A 20,307-nucleotide genomic window follows, 5' to 3' on the forward strand; every position below is an offset into this window, starting at 1 on the left:
TGTACTGCATGTACAAAAAGAAACTATTCTTTTTTTAGTAAAAAAAAGGTATATTAGACATACCATCTAGGTATTTTTTCACACTTTTCTATTTAAGTGGAATGGCTCGAGGAGGAACACAAATGAGATCAGAACGTAAAAAAAAGAAAAGAAAACGTAAATCGTTAAAAGTATTGGGATTCATCCTTCTTATCCTTTTCATTGGTGGAGGAGCTTATGCAACATCTATATACCAGTCCCTATTAGGAACCATAAACACTATGCAGGGTACTGAGCATAAAACAGATAAACGCGTCGAAGATATAATGTTTAAAAACAAGGACCCCTTTTCATTACTGATACTAGGAGTAGATGAAAGAAAGAACGATAGTGGTCGTTCAGATACGATGATTGTCATGACAGTAAATCCTAAAAAAGAATCAATTCAATTGTTAAGCATCCCCCGAGATACGCGTACAGAAATTATCGGGAGAGGTACAACGGAGAAAATGAACCATGCTTATGCCTACGGTGGCGTTACTATGTCGATCAACACAGTCGAAGCCTATTTAGATATACCAATAGATTATTACGTAAAGATGAATATGAAGGGCTTCCAGGACATTGTTAATGCTGTTGGCGGCATCACAGTCAATAATGATATGAACCTCAACTATAAAAATTACAGCTTTGCAAAAGGAACAATTGATTTAGATGGTAAAGAAGCTTTGATATATTCCCGCATTCGAAAAGAAGATCCTCGCGGTGATTTCGGTCGACAAATGAGACAGCGACAAGTGATACAAGCGGTCATTAAAGAAGGCGCAAGCTTGTCCACTTTGACCAATTATGATGATATCCTTAAAGCCATCGGAAAAAATGTAGAAACTAATTTAACGTTCAATGAAATGTTAAGCATTCAGAAAAACTACAAATCTTCCCTCAATAATATTGAACAATTTACACTTGCAGGAGAGAACCAACGAGTTGATGGACTTTGGTATAACATTGTATCCGATGAAACAAAAACCGAAGCACAAAATCGTTTGAAGATGCATCTTGGCATATAAGAAAATGAGGGAGCCACTCCCTCATTTTCCAAATCAATCACCTCAGGTAAGGCTTCCCCTAATTTAATCAAACGTTTGATTAAATCATTAAACCTTCAACCATTCTTAATTTGGATTCTATGGAATAGTACTGCCTAATCATCGACATTCTATAGGCATCCCTCTAATCCAAAGAAACTTTAACTTTAATGTGGTGTCAGTTCTTACTAAACTACCTAGTAACCTTCAAATGGCTAATGAACCCTCTCATACAAAGCAATCGGAATCATTAATTGTAAGCGAACACATTCATGATACAGCATGACTACTCAGTATTTTGTCAGATAGATATTTTACCTAATAGAAAAAGATAGGTATAATATTAATGATTGAATTATTTGAAGCTTTTTACATAGTTGCCATAACAACGAATTATCATTGGAGGGAACAAAACATAAATGGATAATCATGACGAAACAAATGATCTTTTAAAGAAGTTGCAGGAGAATCCTCCTAAAATCATTGGTGGTTATAAGAAGCAAGGATGGGCGGTAAAAACTCTCGAGAAAACGAGTAACCCGGATGTGGAAAAGGAAGAAGATAACCTTATTACCGCTAAAGCCGTACTTATGGCTAATGATGAAACCTACTACCCTGCCTTCTTGACTTTGGACATGGAGAAACATGGACAAATTAAAGGTGTGTATCTTATTTCTGAAACGGAAGAAGAATTCACTTTGATCCCTTTTGAATTAGCCCTACCACATACCGGTAAGGGAGAAAACGAGCTATTACCCTTGAACTATCGAACCCTTGTGAAAATTGAAGGCGATCAAGTACAAAAAAACTGGCCGGAATTTTCTTGATTCCCCCAAAAAACTTGAAACCTAAAAAACCTAAATATTCTTAATCTCATAACTGTTTAACTTTTATGGGACCATAAAAGCCCTCATCGCTTATGAGGGCTTTTCAGGATCTTTATACAGAACTAGGCGGATATACTTTCCACCGTGATAAATCAGGATTTTTCTTTTTCACGAGTTCTCCTGGAAAAATAAACGTCCAGGGCTTACTTGTATTTGATTTCACTTCAAAGTTATCAAGGGAAAAACCACCTTGGCAAACTTGATCTCCATCCGCATCCTCTACAATCAATGGCAGTTTTTCAATCTTAATTTGCTTTTCACTACCATTCCGAATTAAAACCGTGACGGCTAATTGATCATTCTCCTTGAACGTAGCTGCTAGTCCCATGAAGTTCACTTCGCCTTGGTTAAGCTTGGGTAACCCGGCAACAAGTTGTTGCAGATTCTTCTGTTGAGCATCCGAAAGCTGCTCTCTCCATGTTGGTGCCAAATCCAATGCATGTTCTTGAGGCGCCTGATTTTTCAGTTCAAAAGCTATCTTCCAGCCATTGTCCGGAATCTCGGCTAAGGTATCTTCTTCTTCAAATAAGAAGCTCCATGGCATACAAGAAACAGCAGGGATTTCGCCCATTTCCGATAAATCAAATGACTTCTTCGCCAAAGCTTGCCCGTTTTCATCCAATAATAATAAATCCACTACTTCAAAGCGGACCGCTTTATCTAATGTATTACGGATGAAGGCCATAATAACTACTTCCTCTTCAAACCTTGATAATTTAACTCCTGAAATGGAAATTTGATTTGGTTTTAATGACGGCAATTGTTGATGGTGGAACTGGTAAACATACTTTTCTTGCTTGGAAAAATCAGAGTCATCATGAAAAACCAAGGTAGTATAGATCGCATCTTCTGCATTTGAGACAGACTCTTCCGCTGTTGCTGTTTCGATTTTGACTTTTTCTTTTGCCTTTCCACTTTTACTAAACAGACCCATTATTCTTCCCCCTTTTCATCAAGTTCTTCTTGATCCCTTTGGCTTTTTACATACTCCATAAAGTGGACACTGATGCCTGACTCGATTTGACCTATAAGTTGTTCGAATTGAACAAGCGCTTCTTTTTCGAATAACATATAAGGGTCTTGTTGACCATACCCGCTTAACCCTATGCCTTCCTTCACTCTATTCATTTCGTCTAAATGACTCATCCAGTTCGTATCAATTTGTTTCAACATAAAGGCACGTAACCGGCTTCCCCACTCAGCATCCTCTTGTAAAGTCAACAACATAGGTTCCATTTCATTGAATGCAGTAAGTGCCTTTGCTTCCACTTCAGAACGGTTAAGACCTTGCAAATCGTCCTCTTTCCAATCCAACGATAAGTAGACAAGGGACAGCTCTTCAATAAAAGCCTTCGAATTCGGCTCTTCCATATATTCAGGATAATACTTCGCCACGAGCTTACGGATGTAATTCTCAATATATTCAAGGAGAATTGTAAACATTTGATCCGTTTCCATATCCAGAATCCGATCTCTCATCGAATAGATAATTTTACTTTGCTCATTTAAAGCGTGTTCCAATTTCAGCAAATGATTACGGCTAGACTGATGTGTTTGCTCAATCGTTTCCTGAACCATTTTCACGAATTTTTCCGGAGCAGGACTTACGACCAAACCGGTTTCATCTGTTTTAACTTTCTTTACGTACCGTTCAATTTCTTCTTCCTCATAGTAGACAAACAAATCGTCCTCTAAAGAAATGATAAATTGTGTAGAGCCCGGGTCACCTTGCCGACCCGAACGACCACGTAGCTGCATATCGATACGATTGCTTTCATGTCGCTCCGTACCGATAATATGAAGACCGCCCAATTCCTTAACATCTTCATCCAGCAAAATGTCCGTACCTCTTCCAGCCATGTTCGTTGCTAACATTACTTGACCCTTTTGTCCGGCCTTGGCGATAATTTCCGCTTCGCCTTTTTCCGTTTTCGCATTGAGGATCTGATGTTGGATTGTTTCTTTCTTCAAATGAATGGACAACGTTTCCGATTGCTCAATGGAAGTCGTTCCAATCAAAATTGGCCTTCCTTCATTATGGATACGTGTTACTTCTGAAACGATTTTTTTGATTTTACTTAATTCATCTTTAAAGATTAAATCTGGTTTATCCTGTCGTTGAATGGGCTTATTCGTTGGAATTTCAATAACAGGCAGCTGATAGGTTTCCCAAAACTCCTTTTTCGAAGGCATGGCACTTCCCGTCATCCCTGAAAGTGAATGATATAAACGGAAATAATTTTGGATGGTAATTGTAGCCTGGGTTTCATTCTCTTCAGAAATCTCCAAGCCTTCCTTTGCTTCAATGGCCTGATGGAGACCTTCACTAAAACTTCGGCCCTCCATCACCCTGCCAGTAAATTTATCTATCAAGGATATCTGTCCATCCTTGACGATATAATCGACATCCAATTTCATAATGGCATGTGCTTTAAGCGCTTGCGTCACATTATGCAGTAGCTCTTGATGCTCTATATCATATAAGTTATCTACTCCGAACGCCTTTTCAATCTTGGATGCGCCTTGATCTGTTAAAAAGGTAGCCCTTGATTCGTTAGCAACCTCAAAATCCTCATCCTCTTTAAACGACTTCATAATCTGAGCAGTAATATGAAACAGCTCAGTTCCATCGCTTGATTTGCCTGCAATGATTAACGGGGTCCTTGCTTCATCAATCAAGATGCTGTCAATCTCATCGACAATGGCAAATCGATGTCCTTTTTGCACTTTCTCTTCTTTTCGAAAGACCATATTATCCCGAAGGTAATCGAAACCGAATTCCGTACCTGTCCCATAGGTAATGTCTGCAGCATAGGCTTCCTGCTTTGCAGAAGGAGCCATTTGTGAAATATTCAAGCCGACTGTCAGACCCAAAAATTCATGCACCTGCCCCATCAAATCCTTATCCCGGCTGGCGAGATACTCATTTGCCGTGATAATATGGACGCCTTTACCTTCCAATGCATGTAAATAACTCGGCAAGGTTGCAACAAGAGTTTTCCCTTCACCCGTATTCATTTGAGCGATTGCACCCTCATTCAAGACAAACCCACCTACGAGCTGAACATCATAGTGCCGTAGACCCAATACACGTTTCGATGCTTCCCGCACTACGGCAAAAGCCTCAGCTTGAATATCCATTAACGTTTTTCCAGAAGCTAGCAAACTTCTAAACGTATCTTTCATACCTCTTAATTCATGATCCGAATATTTTTCAAACTTTCCCTCTAGTTGGTTCACATTATCTACAAGCTTATAAATTCGCTTTAAGTCTTTAGAACTCTCATTAAATATCTTTTTCATACCAGTTAACATAGGGTTTTCTCTCCTATAAAATCAATTGAATGCACTATAGAAATTATATCATATATAGTTATAAACTGGAGTGTTAGCAATAATTACCTATATGAAGTAATTAATAGAATTAAAGGTTTAATGCTCACTTTTTTATGCATAATTTGACTTTTGTAACAGAAATGTAATGTAAAATGTCGTTTATTGTAACAAGACTATATTACTATGTAAGAACCAATATTTGTTTCAGGAGGAAAATTCATTGAAAAAGTTATTTAGTAGTCTAGTTGTCGCTGCCGTCTTATTGCTTTCACCTCTACAGCATCAAGCATCTGCTAATATTGGTGATCAAACGTTAGAACCGAAAATGAAACATTCCGACGTACGCCAACTTCAAAAACTTCTGAAGTTTAAAGGTTACTATAAACCATCAGGCTCCTACTCAAATAATTATAATGAATCTACTACAAAGGCAGTAAAGGCTTTTCAAAAAGACCACAAGTTAAAGAAAAATGGGATATCCAACCGATCGACCTTTAATGCCTTGGGCGTATACAACATAGATAATGACAAATTAATAGAAAAAGCTAAGAAATATATGGGTGTACCATATAGATGGGGCGGAACTTCTCCCAAAGGTTTCGATTGTTCTGGGTTCATCTACTATGTCTTTGAAAAGTCACAAGATGTCGTCTTGCCACGTACAGCTGCAGATTTGTATTCTAAAGTTGGTTTGAAAACATCAGAACCCGAACCAGGGGATCTTGTATTCTTTAAAAATGGCAAACGTGTTTCACATGTTGGAATATACATAGGTGATAATCAATTCATCCATTCTGCCACTTCTAGAGGAGTTAGCATCTCAAGCATGGACAACTCCTACTGGAAGCCGAAATATATCGGGTCAAAAACCCTATAAAAAAAGAAGGTTCACTGAAATGAATTTCAGTGAACCTTCTTTTTTCAGTACACTCTTTTTCATTTCTGCACTATAAGTGATTTCCGACTATCTTCATATATTAGAACTCTGTAAACTAACATTTCATACGATTTCGTAAAAATACTTATTGTTTTTTTAGAATTGTTATTCAGGTTTTAAAGATAAGTATCTTAATTATTAAATCACTCAAAAAGTGAATGAATAACCATTCATATGCATTGTTCATAAAGAAATTTAAATTAAAATCCTACTTTAGTATCTTTTGTTTGTCCAAATAATTACTATTTTATGAAACTTTAATCCTAAAAATATCTAATTCCGAATAATATTTTGTCAAAAATAAGAAGGAATTAGAATAAATGGTCAGAATATACTTATAAAAGTTTGATTGGACGGCTCCCAGTCATCCTTTAAAAAATAAGAGTTTATAGGGGGTTATGTATGAAAGAATCAGGATTTCAGTTTGGCGGCTCCCAAAATAGGACGGGATGGATCATCGCTATCGTCGCTGTCTTATTAATCCCATTTATCTACGCAGCACTTATACTTACTGCAAAATGGGGGCCCTACGACAATTTATCCAGACTACCTGTCGCTGTCGTCAATAAGGATATAGGGGGCACTTCAGGTGGGAAACCGATTAATGTCGGCAATGATTTAGTAGCTGAGTTGCGGTCTGGCGATACCCTTGGCTGGGACTTCGTTGATGAAAAGACCGCTAAAAAAGGGTTAGATAATACCGATTACTACATGGTCATTGAAATTCCGGAAAACTTCTCACAGAATGTAACAACAGTCTTGGATACAAATCCGGTAAAACCTGAATTGATCTATACACAAAATGAAGGGCTACACTTTATGGCTGCTCAAGTAACCAAAAGTGCTACAGAACGTATTCGTGAAAGCTTGGCGGATAAGGTGACAGCCACTTATACGACAAGCTTGCTCAATCAACTGGGCGATATTGAAAACGGTTTCAAAGATGGGGCAGATGGTTCTCAAAAAATCAATGATGGAGCCGGAGAACTGAAAAATGGTACCGCTCAAATCCTTGACTCCCTGAAACAAAAGGCACCAGACATCGCAAGGCTTGCGAGTGGGGCAGCAGAATTAAAAGCTGGAACAAGCGTGATGTATAGCTCTCTTGCTGGTAAACAGGGAGACATCGGCAAGTTAGCGGATGGTGCTAAACAAGTAGACAATGGCGCTCAGACCTTAAATGGCGGAGCTAGAAAATTAGATGCTGGTGCCAATGAGTTAAACGCTGGTGCAGGCAAGCTTAATAATGGAGCGCAAGCACTGAATAGTGGTGCGAACCAAGTCAATAACGGGGCCCGAAAACTCAATGGCGGTATTAGTCAGGTTAACGATGGAGCTCAAAAGTTGAACACTGGTGCCACTTCTCTGAATGCCGGGGCTCAGCAATTAAACGGTGGGGTTAATCAAGTCAATGATGGAGCTCAAAAACTGAATGCGGGTGCCAGTTCTTTACAAGCAGGTGCTGCTTCTCTGAAGGGTGGCGCTAGTCAAGTCAATGATGGAGCCCAAAAATTGAATAGTGGAACAAAAGAATTAGTGAATGGAGCCACTTCATTACAAGGTGGCGCGAAGCAAGTATTAGATGGTTTAACAAGTGCGGAAGCAGGAAGTAATACATTAAAGGCAGGCATTTCGACTCTAGCTGAAGGTAGCAAAGGAGTTTCTACAGGTGCTTCGGACGTAAACTCTGCAGTAAAACAATTAGCCCCAGGCGCTAATACTGTTGCAGCCGGCTTAGCCCAACTTGCCGAGCAAGTACCTGGACTTAAGGCAAGTCCAGATTTCCAAAAGCTATTAGTAGGAAGTCAACAGGTTGCTGGCGGTCTCGGGCTATTAGCGGAAAAAACTCCTGGTTTAGTAGCGGGAGCTGATCAGATATCAGGAGGATTAGCCAACGCATCAACCGGGGCTAACACTCTAGAAGCTGGGCTAAATACTTTAGTAGCAGGACAAAAGCAAGTATACGGAGGAACGCAAACTCTTGCTAAAGGTGCAGGGGATCTCTCCACTGGAGCTAGCCAACTTGCAACAGGAACAGGCTCATTAGCGGCAGGTACCACAACTCTTGCAGCTGGAACAGCCTCTTTGGCTTCTGGTAGTAAGGACCTCGTAGCTGGCACTGGCACGCTCGCTAAAGGCAGTAAAGATCTTGCAGCCGGAACGGGAACTCTTGCTAACGGCACTAAAGACCTTGTGACTGGAACCGGAACACTTGCAAAAGGAAGTAAAGACCTTGCAGCTGGAACCGGAACTCTCGCTAAAGGCAGTAAGGATCTTGTAGCCGGGGCTGGCACGCTTGCTAACGGTACAAAGACCCTTGCTTCTGGAACAAGTACTCTAGCGGAAGGTGCTGGTAAGCTTGCCGCTGGAACGGGCACGCTTGCCGCAGGTAACCAAACCGTGAAAGCGGGATGGAACGACCTTACAATTGGTGCAAACAAACTGGATAACGGAATGACGCAAGTGAGTGACGGCACGAAAACCGTGAAAACAGGTTGGGGCACTTTATCCGATGGTGTCCAACAAGTAGACGGTGGTGTCGGACAAATCAAAGATGGCAGTAAGACATTGACAACCGGCTTATCTGGCGGTGCTGATAAATTAAGTGCCATTAACACGGATGAAAAGAACATTGCCATGTTTGCGGCACCAGTGGAATTGAGTGGAAAATCCATCAATACATTCCCTGGATACCGTTATGCGAATGCTCCATATATCCTTTCGTTAGCATTATTCGTAGGAGTTTTGGTCATGGCTTGTCTCTTCAACTTACAATTGCCAACGGTGACAGAGGGCTCCGCATTTAGATGGTACGCGATCCAATTCAGAAACATGGCAGTGCTTGCGATAGCCCAGGCGCTCATTGCATCTGTTTTCGCTTCCTTCTATTTAAAATCAACCTTTACAAACGGGATCATGTTAATCCTATTCTCGGTATTCATCAGCTTAACCTTCTTGGCCATCGTGTTCTTCCTAGTGGCTTTAGCTGGAAATATCGGGCGTTTCATCGCTTTTGCATTCTTAGTTTTACAGCTATCCACAACAGGTTCAAGCTTACCGGTTCATATGCTTCCAGAAGGATTGCAAACATTAAGTAATTTCTTACCACTTACGTACTCGATTAACGGCTTTAAATCAGTCATCACTCTTAATAACTATGATTTATTCTGGTCAAGCGTCAGCGTTCTTGCCATATTCCTTGTCTTGTTCGCTGCCCTTTCCCTGGCTGTTATTTGGTTCAAGTCCGGTAGAAATTCAGAACGTGCAGATGTTGCAGCATAAAAGATTTTACCTTCCTGATATTCAGGAAGGTTTTTTTTATGGATCTCTACTAATAATAGAAAGACATACATCAAATGGAGGATTCCACATGACTAATAAAATCAGAAGCATTCAACTATTCATACGCCCGTATGGTCTAGCATTAGTATCCCTCCTCCTCATTTTCCTGGCCTACCCGATTCATGGACAAGCTCAAAAGCCTCCCAAAAATGTAATCCTGCTCATTGGCGATGGCATGGGTGTAGGGGCCATCGAAGTTGCCCGCCAATTCGAATATGGTAAATCCGGGGTGCTTCATATGGAAAAGTTAGAACATGTCGCCCTGATGCGCACCTATTCCGCTAATAATTATGTGACCGATTCAGCGGCCGGAGGGTCAGCCATCGCCACTGGCATCAAGACCAATAACGAATCGATCGGGGTTGACTCGACTGGAGTAGAGATCGACAGCGTTCTTGATGCCTTTCAAGCACACGGAAAAAAAGTCGGGCTCATTTCCACTAATATGGTCGTCGATGCCACCCCCGCCGCTTTCGGAGCCAGCGTAAAAAATCGCTGGACAGGTGGTTCCCAGATTGCCCGGCAGCTCTTTGATCACCGGATTGACGTCATTCTTGGCGGTGGTGCTTCCTATTTCGAGGAGGAAAGGCAAAATGGCGTCGACCTGGTTTCCAAATTTAAAGAAGCCGGTTATGCGTTTACGGCAAATAAGGAAGAACTTGCTTCCGTTCAACACCCTAAAAAACTGCTAGGGCTATTCCACCCCACCTATATGAATTTCAAGCTGGATAGAGAAGTGGTCCACTCACAGGAGCCCACACTCTCCGAAATGACGGCAAAAGCACTTGATGTCTTATCTCAAAGTGACAACGGGTTCTTTTTAATGGCGGAAGGGGCACGCATCGATTCAATGGAACATGCCGCAGACTATACGGGGATTTGGAGGGAAACGATTGAGTTAGACCAGACGGTAAAGAAGGCTGTGGAATGGGCAAAGCAAAGGAAGGATACCTTGATTGTCGTGTTGGCTGACCATGAAACGATGGGAATCTCCGCATCGGAGACGATGGACATTGCTGCATTGAAAAAAATCAAAGTATCTACTCAGTATATGGCCAAGCAGCTTACCTTTGATAAAGACAATAAAATCGAACCAAACAGCGTCATTTCCGTATTCAAGAACTATGCCCACATCTCTCTTACACCTGAAGAAGCTCAACAATTCATCAATCACGTAAGAAGCAATAGAACGCTTGTCTACCCGCAGCACAGCATCGATTGGGAAATCGGCAGTACCATCGCCAAGCATTATAAAGCTGGAGTAGCGGACCGAAGTATACGTGCAGCCAGTTCGACAGGAGGGCACACCGCCAATATGGTACCTGTCTTTGCAACCGGACCTGGAAGTGAGGCATTCGACGGCGTACTCGACAATACGGACATCTCACAAATCATTGCAAAAGCGGCCGGCGTTCCCTTTACCCCAGGCCAACAACTATTACAAAACTAGGGTTGACACATAGTCAGCCCTAGTTTTTTATATTTCATGCTTTAGCCAAAAAGGATCAAACATGTATTATAATGATTCATATATCAAGTTTACATAGAAAGGAAAAGACCATTTTGGAATTGAATATCACGTTATTTAGGATGATTAATGATTTAGGAAAAGAGCACGTTTATCTAAATCCAGTGTTTGTTTTTCTTGCTGACTATTCATTGTATTTCTTAGCTTTGGCTGTTGTCGTTTTCTTTTTTACACGTAATGGTAGGAATAGATTGATGGTTGTATGTGCAGGCCTTACATTTATTTTGGCAGAGGTAGTGGGGAAACTAGTGAGCAACCTCCATACCAATTATCAACCATTTTCCGTTTTGGACGATGTGAATAAATTGATAGAGAAAGATATCAATAATTCTTTTCCTAGCGATCACACCATCCTCTTCTTTTCCTTTTGCATGACCTTCTGGTTATTCAGCAAAAGCCGATATCGTTTTTTATGGTTGATTGTAGCAGTACTTGTGGGAATATCGCGTGTAGGGGTAGGCGTTCATTATCCCGCTGATGTTCTTGTCGGCGCATTGATTAGCATGGCCGTATCATTTATTGTTTACAAAGTCTTCCCAAAATCAAAGAACATTCAGCGTCTTTTGAATAAGCAAGAGAATGTAGAAAAAACTAAATCGGCAGATTTATAAACACATAAGAACCGCTAGTTGAATTCAACTAGCAGTTTTTTGTTTACTACTCATGAAAGACATCTTCTTTAGGAATTTAATCATAGCTGGTTTGTTAGTCTATTTTGAGACAAGGTAGATTTTTTCGGTATATAAGATATATTCATTATATTTGTTATTGATCCGGATAAAATTTTCTGCGGTATTTATCGCTAGATTCTTTGAAAGATCTTGTTTGTTTTTCTTACTTAATACATTGTAAGTAATATCGTATTGAGAACCTGGTCCTGCATTCTTCCAGGTGGTAAATTGAACAGGTCGGCCAACTTTTTGAAATGTATTATTCTTGAATGTCGGGTTTTTCGCACCACTGGCTAAAATCCCTCGTGTTCCAGGCTCGCCGTTTTCCACATTTTTTATTGTATTGTTAATGATTTGTGCATCAGACCAATTCATAACCCGAATCGCATCGCTACGTGTTTTCTCTATGTTATTTTTTTGGATAACTACTTTATCATGATATTTTGCGCCGGAATACTTATGAGTCCCTATCGCACGATCAAGATTTTTGAACGTATTATTTTCGATGGTAATATGTTTGTTGGCTGTTTTATCAAACTTACTCCAAGTTTGGCTCCACCCAAGCGTGGTTCTGTCTGGTGTATCAATATTAATCGCTTCTTTATTTACATTTTTGGATACTTTCGAATCTATAAACGTATTCTTACGGATCATGACATGATCCGAGGCATCCATTTCAATAAAATGGCCGGAGAACATATTCTTAAAATGGATATTCTCCACCTTGATGTTTTTATTATGACCCATGATGATGGCGATGCTGTCTTCTATATACTTTAAATCGACAGTAACATTACCTTCGCCGATGAAGGATATATTCTTCTCTCCATTATATTTTCCATACACACCCTTCTTAGAGGACTTGGATGGCCTTATAAGTTGGAACATGGATTTGGCTGCAACGAACTGGTTCGTTCCCGTTTTCTTTCCTTTAACCAGCTTTACGCCATCCTTCATCTTGATTGTTACGTTCGAAGGAACATAGAGTGTATTACTGATTGTATACGTACCTTTTTTCAGGACAAGCGTACCGCCACCTTTTTTCTCTAACTCTTCAAGGTATGAACGCAATAAATAATAATGCTTCGTATACGAGTTATATGTAGAAAAATTCATCATATTATTCTTATAGGTTTTGCTTGTTGGCGATATGGTATAAGTTGGTTTTGCCGCTGCCTCTGCTGAATATGTAGGCAATAACACGCTAACCAATAACATAGCGGCTATCCATAAAAATCCAATCCTCTTTCTCATGTAGCAAACTCTCCTTTTTCCTGTTTAATTCTCCATATTAATAAAGTCATTTTTTAACATACTTCCCTATAATATCATTCATTCGTTTGTTATGAGTAGATTCAGCTATAAAAACCCCATTATTTTCTAAAATTTATTCAAAAAAACGCCATCTCTCAATGAAATGGCGTCTCGAATCGTTATTTTTTTATATAGGTTTTGGATACATACCCGCTTTTAGTACCGTACTTCACTTTGTACCAGTTCCCTTGTTGCGCTAAGATTGTGACGGTCTGATTTTTCTTAAGCTTACCGACAATCTTCGAAGTTGTATTGGCCTTCTCTCGTATATTTAAAACAGTTGCGGTCACTTTCCCTGTCGTTTTCTTAATATTGATTTTCGTTGTAGCGGTTCTTTGGTTATCACTTGCGTCACTCGCAGTGATGAGGGCTGTATACGTACCGTTGGATACATTTTTAAAATCCCATGTAACCGACTGATTCCCCTTCTTCAACGATTTTGCACTAGTTGGAGTGGCAATTACTACCCCTTTACTATTTTTGATTTGCACCGTCACTTTAGCATCTTCGTTTATATGATACGAAATGCTTGCCTTTTCAGTGCTGTAATTCCCTGATGTGTCGATGGTTGTAATTTTCGGGGCGGTCGTATCTTTGCTTACCTTAATCGCCCGGATTACCGTACTTCTATTTCTGCCTCGATCTGTTGCGATAATTTCTGCGGTATAAGTTCCACTACTGACATCTTTTATGTTCCATGTAGCGGACTGACTCCCCTTTTTCAAGGCTTGTTCACGAACAGGAGTGGCTACAACATTTCCCATGCCATCTTTAATCGTTAAGGAAACGATCGCATCTTCATTCATACTATACGTAATGCCGACCTTATTATTAGAATAATCCTCTGTCGCCTTTACAGCAGTGATGCTCGGTGCTGTTGTATCCTTATTCACTACAGGCTCAGCATCGGCATACTCCCTTACAATCGTCGTGTTCGGGTAATAAAATCCTAAAATCTCTTGATACGTTTGGCCAAATTCAGCTCTATATTTCGCTCCATACTGACTCATTCCAACCCCATGGCCAAAACCTAGCCCATCTATGGAAACTCTCTCCGAATTGGTTGATATGGAATCCACTACTAAATAACTCTTCATCTTATCCGTACCTACCATAGCCCGGATCTTTGAAGCAGGGACATTCAGTTCCGTAACTGTTTGCTGTACTAATTTGCCTTTCTCATCAAGCATATCCTTCAAATAGAAATTCAATTGGATGGAGCCCTTTGTCACTCGTCCTCCAGAAGTTTTATCTGATAAAGCTAAAACAGGAATATCCGTAATTTTAATATCCTTTTTGTTATAGCCATTACTTTGAAGCCAACTTTTCAAGTTAGGAACGACGGCTGTATCCTTTTCCTTAACACTTGTCCACCAATCTCCCGGCTTCGATAAATCTTTTTTGGAAAGATCAATTTGCTGCTTATCCAGTGAAACCGACCATTTTATTTTCGGATCAAACGGATCCTCTTTAATGTCCAGATAAGCTAGAGGTTTACCGCTTGTCCAGACATTGGAATTCAGTTCCGTCATGCCGCCATTGCTTGAAGAAAAAAGCGCCTCAATCAACTTTCCATCATGCTTGATAACAAGCCCCTTTGTTTGTTCCACCGCCAAATTAGAGCGGTCATGACCGTCGGCTCCTCCATATACTTGGTAAGAAACCGTATCATCGATCACCTTAGACTGAAAACGGAGTGCGTAGGTACGGGCTGCAATCGTTTGGGCTTTCAAGGCCTCAATATGCCATAGGGCTGGCATTTCCCTAGGAACGACTCCCTTTACATACTCTTCAATATGAACATGGTTGATTGGCCGTACATAACCGCCTTCAACAGTGAACTCCAGTGATCCTGGATACGGGCGGTTATTAATGGTTAATAGAGAATCTTCCTTAACCGGTGTAACGGTAAACGAAGAATATGCTTCTAGCTTCTTTGCATTCTTGTATACAACCAGCCTTCCGGTCTCCACTTTAACCGTCAGTTCCTCCCCACTCTTGATAAAGAGTGCACCATCAGATGTTAGATAGTCACCTGTTGCCGTTACCGTCACGGATGTTTGATTACCCAAGTAGTTCTTCAGTTTCACTTTCATCTCTGTAGACTCTTCCGCTGCCGCTTCTTCATAAGCAGGAAATGTAAAAAAAACGATAAAGAAAGCCACGCACATATACCTCAAACTTCTCATACTACCGCCTCTTCTCTATACTGGTTTATGGATAAATATTTCGATAGATTGCTATATTAGTAATATCGGCAAAGTTAGTAAAATTCTAAGAGGTGTATAGTAAATTAGACACGAACAGTGGTTTCTAGCAGGCCAGCTCATACTATACGTATTAATTATCTAGGCATGTAATTAGCCTATCTGTTAACTTCTTGATGTGTTCATTATTATCCTTCTGAATTACGTTATTATTTCTTGAGGTTTATTTAATTCTAGGTTTATTTTTCCAATTTTGTTCGCGTTTTTTTAAATGAAGGGAATGTTAAAGAGGTTTGTATTTCTTGGGTATTTACTATTCAAAGTATATCTTCCAAGCTCATTAGAAATTTGCTATCTCGCATCGTAGTCTAGGAAAGATACTGAATGTTCGGTAATGAATAATAGTGGCCTTTGACGTTTATTGATGGTTTGGTATTGTAAACCTTTGATTTTAGAGAACCTTTTGGTAGTAAGTAGTTGTATCCGTACAAAGCATAGAAGATGGATGAATATACTTCCCATTCACTGCATCAAACTCTTCAGCTTTTACACGCCATGTTCAGCCTTAAAAGCAACAATAAATTTGATTGTTAATTCTTATCAAATTTTCTTCTCTACAATAAAAACGCATACGTAATCCATTGCGGATTCGTATGCGTTCATTTGTTGATGAAACATTTCTTTGATCAAATTACTGCTTTTCATAAGTAATAATAAATGAGCCAAGTACACTCTTTACTTCCTTGGCCTTCAGAACTACTTCATCTCCTTTTTTAACCTTCGGATTGTCGGTTGACACGAAATTCAAATGTTCTCCAGTCTCGATATTGTAACCAAAAGCACTATCAGGTACAATCTCATCTACTTTAACTGATACAGTTTTCCCTTCCAAGTTATCTCCTTTATTTAGTGCAGATTCAAATTGTTCAGTTGTATAGTCTGGTTCATCAGCTCCACAACCAGCTAATAATAATGCAAAAATCATACAAGAGCTCAATATTACAACTATTTTTCTCATTTTCATCGTTCCCCTTTAGACATGAAAGTTTTAACGCCCTATATTCTAAAATGATAAATTTTTTATAAAGAATGTGCGTTCGTGTTATTATACTCTTTATATGAACTACTTAACAATTAGAAGTTTACTATACTGAGGCTAGCCAAAAATAAGCTAGAGAGGATTGATTCCATCTCCCAAGACTTGATTTTATAGTACAAAATCAGCTTTTCTCGAATCCCTTGTAGTACCCCATGACAAAGCTTGTCGTTTGCATAGTCTTCTAATTTTGCTTTAGTACATAACATAACTATATTGGCATCCTCTTCAGTCTGACACTGTTCACAGACAATCTTCTCTTGTTTAAAGTCCAAAGAGTGTCCACAATACCTACATAGCATAAGGACTGGAAAGTACTTAGTGTCCTTTCTCTTCCTGCCTGACTTTTCATGCTCTAACTTCTTCTTTACCAGAGCAAAGATAATAGGATTTATTTGTGCTTCAATATTACTATCTTCTCGATAATAATGTTCTGTCCCCTCTAAGGTTCCAGATAAAACACCGATGTAAGCGGAATTTTCTAAGATATATCGGACCGACTTATAGTGCCAGTTAGCCCCTCTCCTTGTATAGCCAAATCGATTATTCAAATCTTTTGCAATTTGACGTAGAGATTTTCCAAATAAATATGAACGATAAATTGTTTCAAGAATGGTTAATTCTTGTTTGGCTAGTTCATCTGTAGAATATTCATTTGCTTTTGCGACTAGCCTTTTACTCGGTCGATCAACTCTATAACCTAATGGAGTATAGTTTCCATCAAAATTTCCATAGCTTAAAATCTTTGCCTTCCTACTATCTTTAAGATTCTTTAATAAATTTTCATGATCGCTTTGAGCCACACCTGAATAAAGGAGAAATAACATATTAAAGTGCTCTACACCTGTTGATAGGATCTCTCTAATAAAAGTAGCTTTACCGACATTTTCAATCACATTTTTCAACAAATTGATGTTGATTAGCGTATCCCTCCCGAACGGATCAATAGAGTAAAACAATATTTCTTCTATCTTCTCTTCAGTTTCACCCAAATAATGAAATATCTCTAAAAGTTCTGGTCTATTTTCAATGATTCCCTGTTACACCGACATCAAAAAATTCCTTTATAATCGTGAGTTCATTGTCCTTCGCATATTCACGAATTCTACTTTGTTGATAAGCCACCCCCTCTTCATCACTTTTCCCTCGTGGATTCGTTGATTTACGATAATACGCAATGACTTGTTTTGATTTCATATCTGATTCATCTCCTTAAACATATGGCTATGTTAACGATTAACAAAGAAGTAGTTACATAGATTGTTTTTGCTAGTAGAATTCAGTTAATCATTAACTCCTAATCTTGTTAACTTTTTTATTGAGAAAACATCATTATTGGTGGTTAGGATAATCAATTAGCAGGATTTTATACATTAAATTTAGGGGTAAAGATAGAAAGAAAAATATGAAATCAAAAAAGAGCCTTGCTAAGGTTTCACCTTCATAGAGCCACATAGGTCATTCCTTCGTATTATTCGCAACATTCTTCATGTTACGCAGCTTTTGCGTTTACTTTTATCATTGGTATTCTGTTTTAAGTTCTCCCACATGCTCATATTTTTTACGTACGTTGAGAAGTGAGGTGCTTTTTCCTAAAATCGTAACTTAAGAATCAACGGTAAGCCATATTTATATCAACCTCTTCAATTATTTAACACATTAAACAAATAACAGAGGTATATTAAATGAATGCAAGTTTAACAAAATAACTATTTCGATATTAGGGCGACCACCTCGGAATACATATCTTTCACCAGATCATAAAAAATCAATTACCTCCTCATTTTTACTAACCAAATAGCTCGCTGGCACCCATTGATCCAATGTAATCACTTCAAGTTGATCTCAATGTATAAATTATGTTTCGAAAGCATCATTATCACCTCAAATTTTAATGCTTCTATTCTTGAAACAAAAAAAAGACTGTAGGCAAAGTCGATTTACATCGAATTTGCCTACAGTCTGACGTCTCATTATATACTGCAAGAAAACTATTTTAAACTTGATTGAGTATCTTAATTATTTTGTTGCAGTTACAGAAGTTTTAGCAGTAGCAGTATTAGTAGCGATATCCGCAATTTCAATAGCACTATCAGCCATAGCTACAGTTATTGTTTGGTCTACGTTGAAAGGATCAACTGTTAATACAACTTTTTTGTCGCCTGCAGATCCATCAGTTACAGCAGTAACTGTGAAGTTAACTCCGTTAACTTTAACTACAAAATCATTTTGAGATGAAGCTCGGTCAAGTACAGGTGCAAGATTCTCACTGAAAGTAGCTTCAATTGTAGTTGAAGTTAATTTCTTAGCTGAAACTAGAGTTGGTTTAACGTTGTCTACCAATCCAGACACTACTTGGTTACGAGAAGCAGCATTCAATTTAGCTCCGCTTGTAGAGACGACATTTGAAGAAATTGAAAGAGCTATATCGTCATTATTTAAAATTGAAGATTCAGGAAGTTCGATTTTGACAGTTTGTTTATTACTATCAAAGTATACCAAAGTTCCAGCTGGTAATGATTTATTATCAATTGCATAGTTAGCTTTATCTAATGCACTATTAGTCATATCAGTTGCGTAAGGAATTGTAATAACATTTCCAGATGCACTAGCAGATACACTTAGGTCAGAAACTACTGCTCCTGTTTTAGCCAGCGCTACAGAAGTAGTAACATTTTTGTTACTAGAAAGATCTGCAATAGCACCTGCACCTAGAGAAACAGTATAGTTACCAACTGGGAAGTTATTAGCAGTTTGTAAGCCAGTTACTTCAACTTCAAGAATAGTATCATCACCATTTGCATCAGCGATAACAGCTGCTCCAGTTACAGTTTTTCTTATTCCATCTTTATCTGTAACTACAATTTTAGACGCATCTTCAAGAGTAACCTCTTCGTTTAGATAGATATGGAATACGTCACCTTTAACAGCGTCATGAGCAACTTCGCTGAAACGAGTTTGTACAGTTGGAGCCTCAGTATCTTGTGAAAGTGTTACTGTATGATTAGAAGCATCCCCAACAACGTTGTTAGAAACAGCTTTGAATCCAGAAACATTTACAGCAAGTGATGCAAGTGTTTCATTAGTATTGTAAAGTTTAACTCCACCGTTATCTGCTACGTCAACTGTCCAAACTTTTGCATCACCAGTCGCATTTACAGCTGATACAGTTAAGTCAAGACCACCCTTTTTAGCAGTCACAGTTGGTACAGTAACATCTTTATTGAAAGTAAGTTTGAAAGTATTAGCGTCTACTTTTTCCACTTTACTTACAGAAGGGGCAACAGTTTCAGATGAGATTACAAAGCTATCATTAGCGAAAGAAGTTACGTTAGTATTTCCAGTTCCATTAATGTTTGCAATATCTTCAACATTTGCTAACTGTACTGTATAAGTTCCATTTCCAAGACCTTGAGCACCATTAGTTACTGTAACTACTTTAGTATATGGTGAAGTAGCAACTACAGGAGTTTTTGCAACACCATTCACTTTCACTAAACCTACAGCTGATACGTAGTCATTAAAAGTAACTTTTAAGTCATTTCCATCAACTACAACTTTCTCGATTTTAGCAGCACTGTTGTCAACAAAAGTTAAAGTTTTAGTTGTATCTTCAGCAAGAGGTTTCAATTTAGTATCTAATACCTCTTTTTTAACTTTTATAGAAACATAAGCACCATTATCAAGGGCAGAAGTATCAGCTAGTGTAATGTGAACTTTTTTAGCATCTTTTTCATCTAGCGTTACAGTATATGCACTAGAAGCTAAAGCAGATGCGTTATTTACAGAAATTTCGAAGTTAGCTTTTGTTTCAGCAGTTAGTTTATCAAGTTCTTTATTGAAAACTACTTCAATGTCTTTACCGTTAATCGCACTTACCAATAAATTTACCAATTTAACCAATGATTCGTCAGATCTATTT

14 protein-coding genes and 1 pseudogene are annotated in these 20,307 nt (G+C 38.8%); 6 read left to right on the top strand and 9 right to left on the bottom strand.

Annotated elements, in window-relative coordinates; genetic code table 11:
- Positions 1-122 precede the first annotated feature (122 nt).
- Complete coding sequence (locus tag ACIQXQ_RS01630) at positions 123-1,049, top strand: LCP family glycopolymer transferase (RefSeq protein ID WP_402954719.1); 927 nt, start codon at positions 123-125, stop codon at positions 1,047-1,049.
- Positions 1,050-1,486: 437 nt separating this feature from the next.
- Positions 1,487-1,894: a hypothetical protein gene (locus tag ACIQXQ_RS01635; RefSeq protein WP_402954722.1), complete on the top strand. Its 408-nt coding sequence runs from the start codon at positions 1,487-1,489 to the stop codon at positions 1,892-1,894.
- Between the two features lie 112 nt (positions 1,895-2,006).
- Here the strand turns inward: ACIQXQ_RS01635 and ACIQXQ_RS01640 are convergent, their stop codons facing one another.
- Together ACIQXQ_RS01640 and secA2 are read right to left on the bottom strand one after the other, a co-directional pair.
- Positions 2,007-2,888, bottom strand: a complete 882-nt coding sequence (locus ACIQXQ_RS01640) for an accessory Sec system S-layer assembly protein (protein WP_402954725.1) — start codon at positions 2,886-2,888, stop codon at positions 2,007-2,009.
- Complete coding sequence (gene secA2, locus ACIQXQ_RS01645; protein ID WP_402954728.1) at positions 2,888-5,269, bottom strand: accessory Sec system translocase SecA2; 2,382 nt, start codon at positions 5,267-5,269, stop codon at positions 2,888-2,890. Before secA2 ends, ACIQXQ_RS01640 begins: the two co-directional genes overlap by 1 nt.
- Positions 5,270-5,510: 241 nt before the next feature.
- On the opposite strand from secA2, the gene ACIQXQ_RS01650 reads away from it, so the two are divergent.
- The 4 genes from ACIQXQ_RS01650 to ACIQXQ_RS01665 all read left to right on the top strand — a co-directional run bounded on the left by ACIQXQ_RS01650 (position 5,511) and on the right by ACIQXQ_RS01665 (position 11,708).
- Positions 5,511-6,167 (top strand): C40 family peptidase, encoded by a 657-nt coding sequence (locus tag ACIQXQ_RS01650; RefSeq protein ID WP_402954731.1) that lies wholly within the window; start codon positions 5,511-5,513, stop codon positions 6,165-6,167.
- 462 nt (positions 6,168-6,629) lie between these two features.
- Positions 6,630-9,509: a YhgE/Pip family protein gene (locus ACIQXQ_RS01655; protein WP_402954734.1), complete on the top strand. Its 2,880-nt coding sequence runs from the start codon at positions 6,630-6,632 to the stop codon at positions 9,507-9,509.
- An 88-nt stretch (positions 9,510-9,597) separates the two neighbouring features.
- Positions 9,598-11,019, top strand: coding sequence for an alkaline phosphatase (locus ACIQXQ_RS01660; protein WP_402954737.1), 1,422 nt, complete (start codon positions 9,598-9,600; stop codon positions 11,017-11,019).
- Between the two features lie 113 nt (positions 11,020-11,132).
- On the top strand, positions 11,133-11,708 hold the full coding sequence (locus ACIQXQ_RS01665) for an undecaprenyl-diphosphatase (RefSeq protein ID WP_402954740.1): 576 nt from the start codon (positions 11,133-11,135) through the stop codon (positions 11,706-11,708).
- Between the two features lie 99 nt (positions 11,709-11,807).
- Here ACIQXQ_RS01665 and ACIQXQ_RS01670 read toward each other — a convergent pair whose 3' ends face one another.
- The 7 genes and pseudogenes from ACIQXQ_RS01670 to ACIQXQ_RS01700 all read right to left on the bottom strand — a co-directional run bounded on the left by ACIQXQ_RS01670 (position 11,808) and on the right by ACIQXQ_RS01700 (position 20,288).
- Positions 11,808-13,022, bottom strand: coding sequence for a right-handed parallel beta-helix repeat-containing protein (locus ACIQXQ_RS01670; RefSeq protein WP_402954743.1), 1,215 nt, complete (start codon positions 13,020-13,022; stop codon positions 11,808-11,810).
- A 179-nt stretch (positions 13,023-13,201) separates the two neighbouring features.
- Positions 13,202-15,271, bottom strand: a complete 2,070-nt coding sequence (locus ACIQXQ_RS01675) for a SpoIID/LytB domain-containing protein (RefSeq protein WP_402954746.1) — start codon at positions 15,269-15,271, stop codon at positions 13,202-13,204.
- A gap of 438 nt (positions 15,272-15,709) precedes the next feature.
- Positions 15,710-15,842, bottom strand: a pseudogene (locus ACIQXQ_RS01680) (IS1595 family transposase); the annotation flags it as partial.
- A 138-nt stretch (positions 15,843-15,980) separates the two neighbouring features.
- Positions 15,981-16,307, bottom strand: a complete 327-nt coding sequence (locus tag ACIQXQ_RS01685) for a hypothetical protein (RefSeq protein ID WP_402954749.1) — start codon at positions 16,305-16,307, stop codon at positions 15,981-15,983.
- Positions 16,308-16,423: 116 nt separating this feature from the next.
- On the bottom strand, positions 16,424-17,377 hold the full coding sequence (locus ACIQXQ_RS01690; protein ID WP_402954753.1) for a recombinase family protein: 954 nt from the start codon (positions 17,375-17,377) through the stop codon (positions 16,424-16,426).
- A 34-nt stretch (positions 17,378-17,411) separates the two neighbouring features.
- A complete protein-coding gene (locus ACIQXQ_RS01695; protein ID WP_402954756.1) occupies positions 17,412-17,582 on the bottom strand; it encodes a recombinase family protein in 171 nt (56 codons plus the stop codon).
- Positions 17,583-18,404: 822 nt separating this feature from the next.
- Positions 18,405-20,288: a hypothetical protein gene (locus ACIQXQ_RS01700; protein WP_402954759.1), complete on the bottom strand. Its 1,884-nt coding sequence runs from the start codon at positions 20,286-20,288 to the stop codon at positions 18,405-18,407.
- Positions 20,289-20,307: the final 19 nt, after the last annotated feature.

It is taken from the genome of Peribacillus sp. NPDC097198 (genome assembly GCF_044762055.1).
Lineage (GTDB): Bacteria > Bacillota > Bacilli > Bacillales > DSM-1321 > Peribacillus.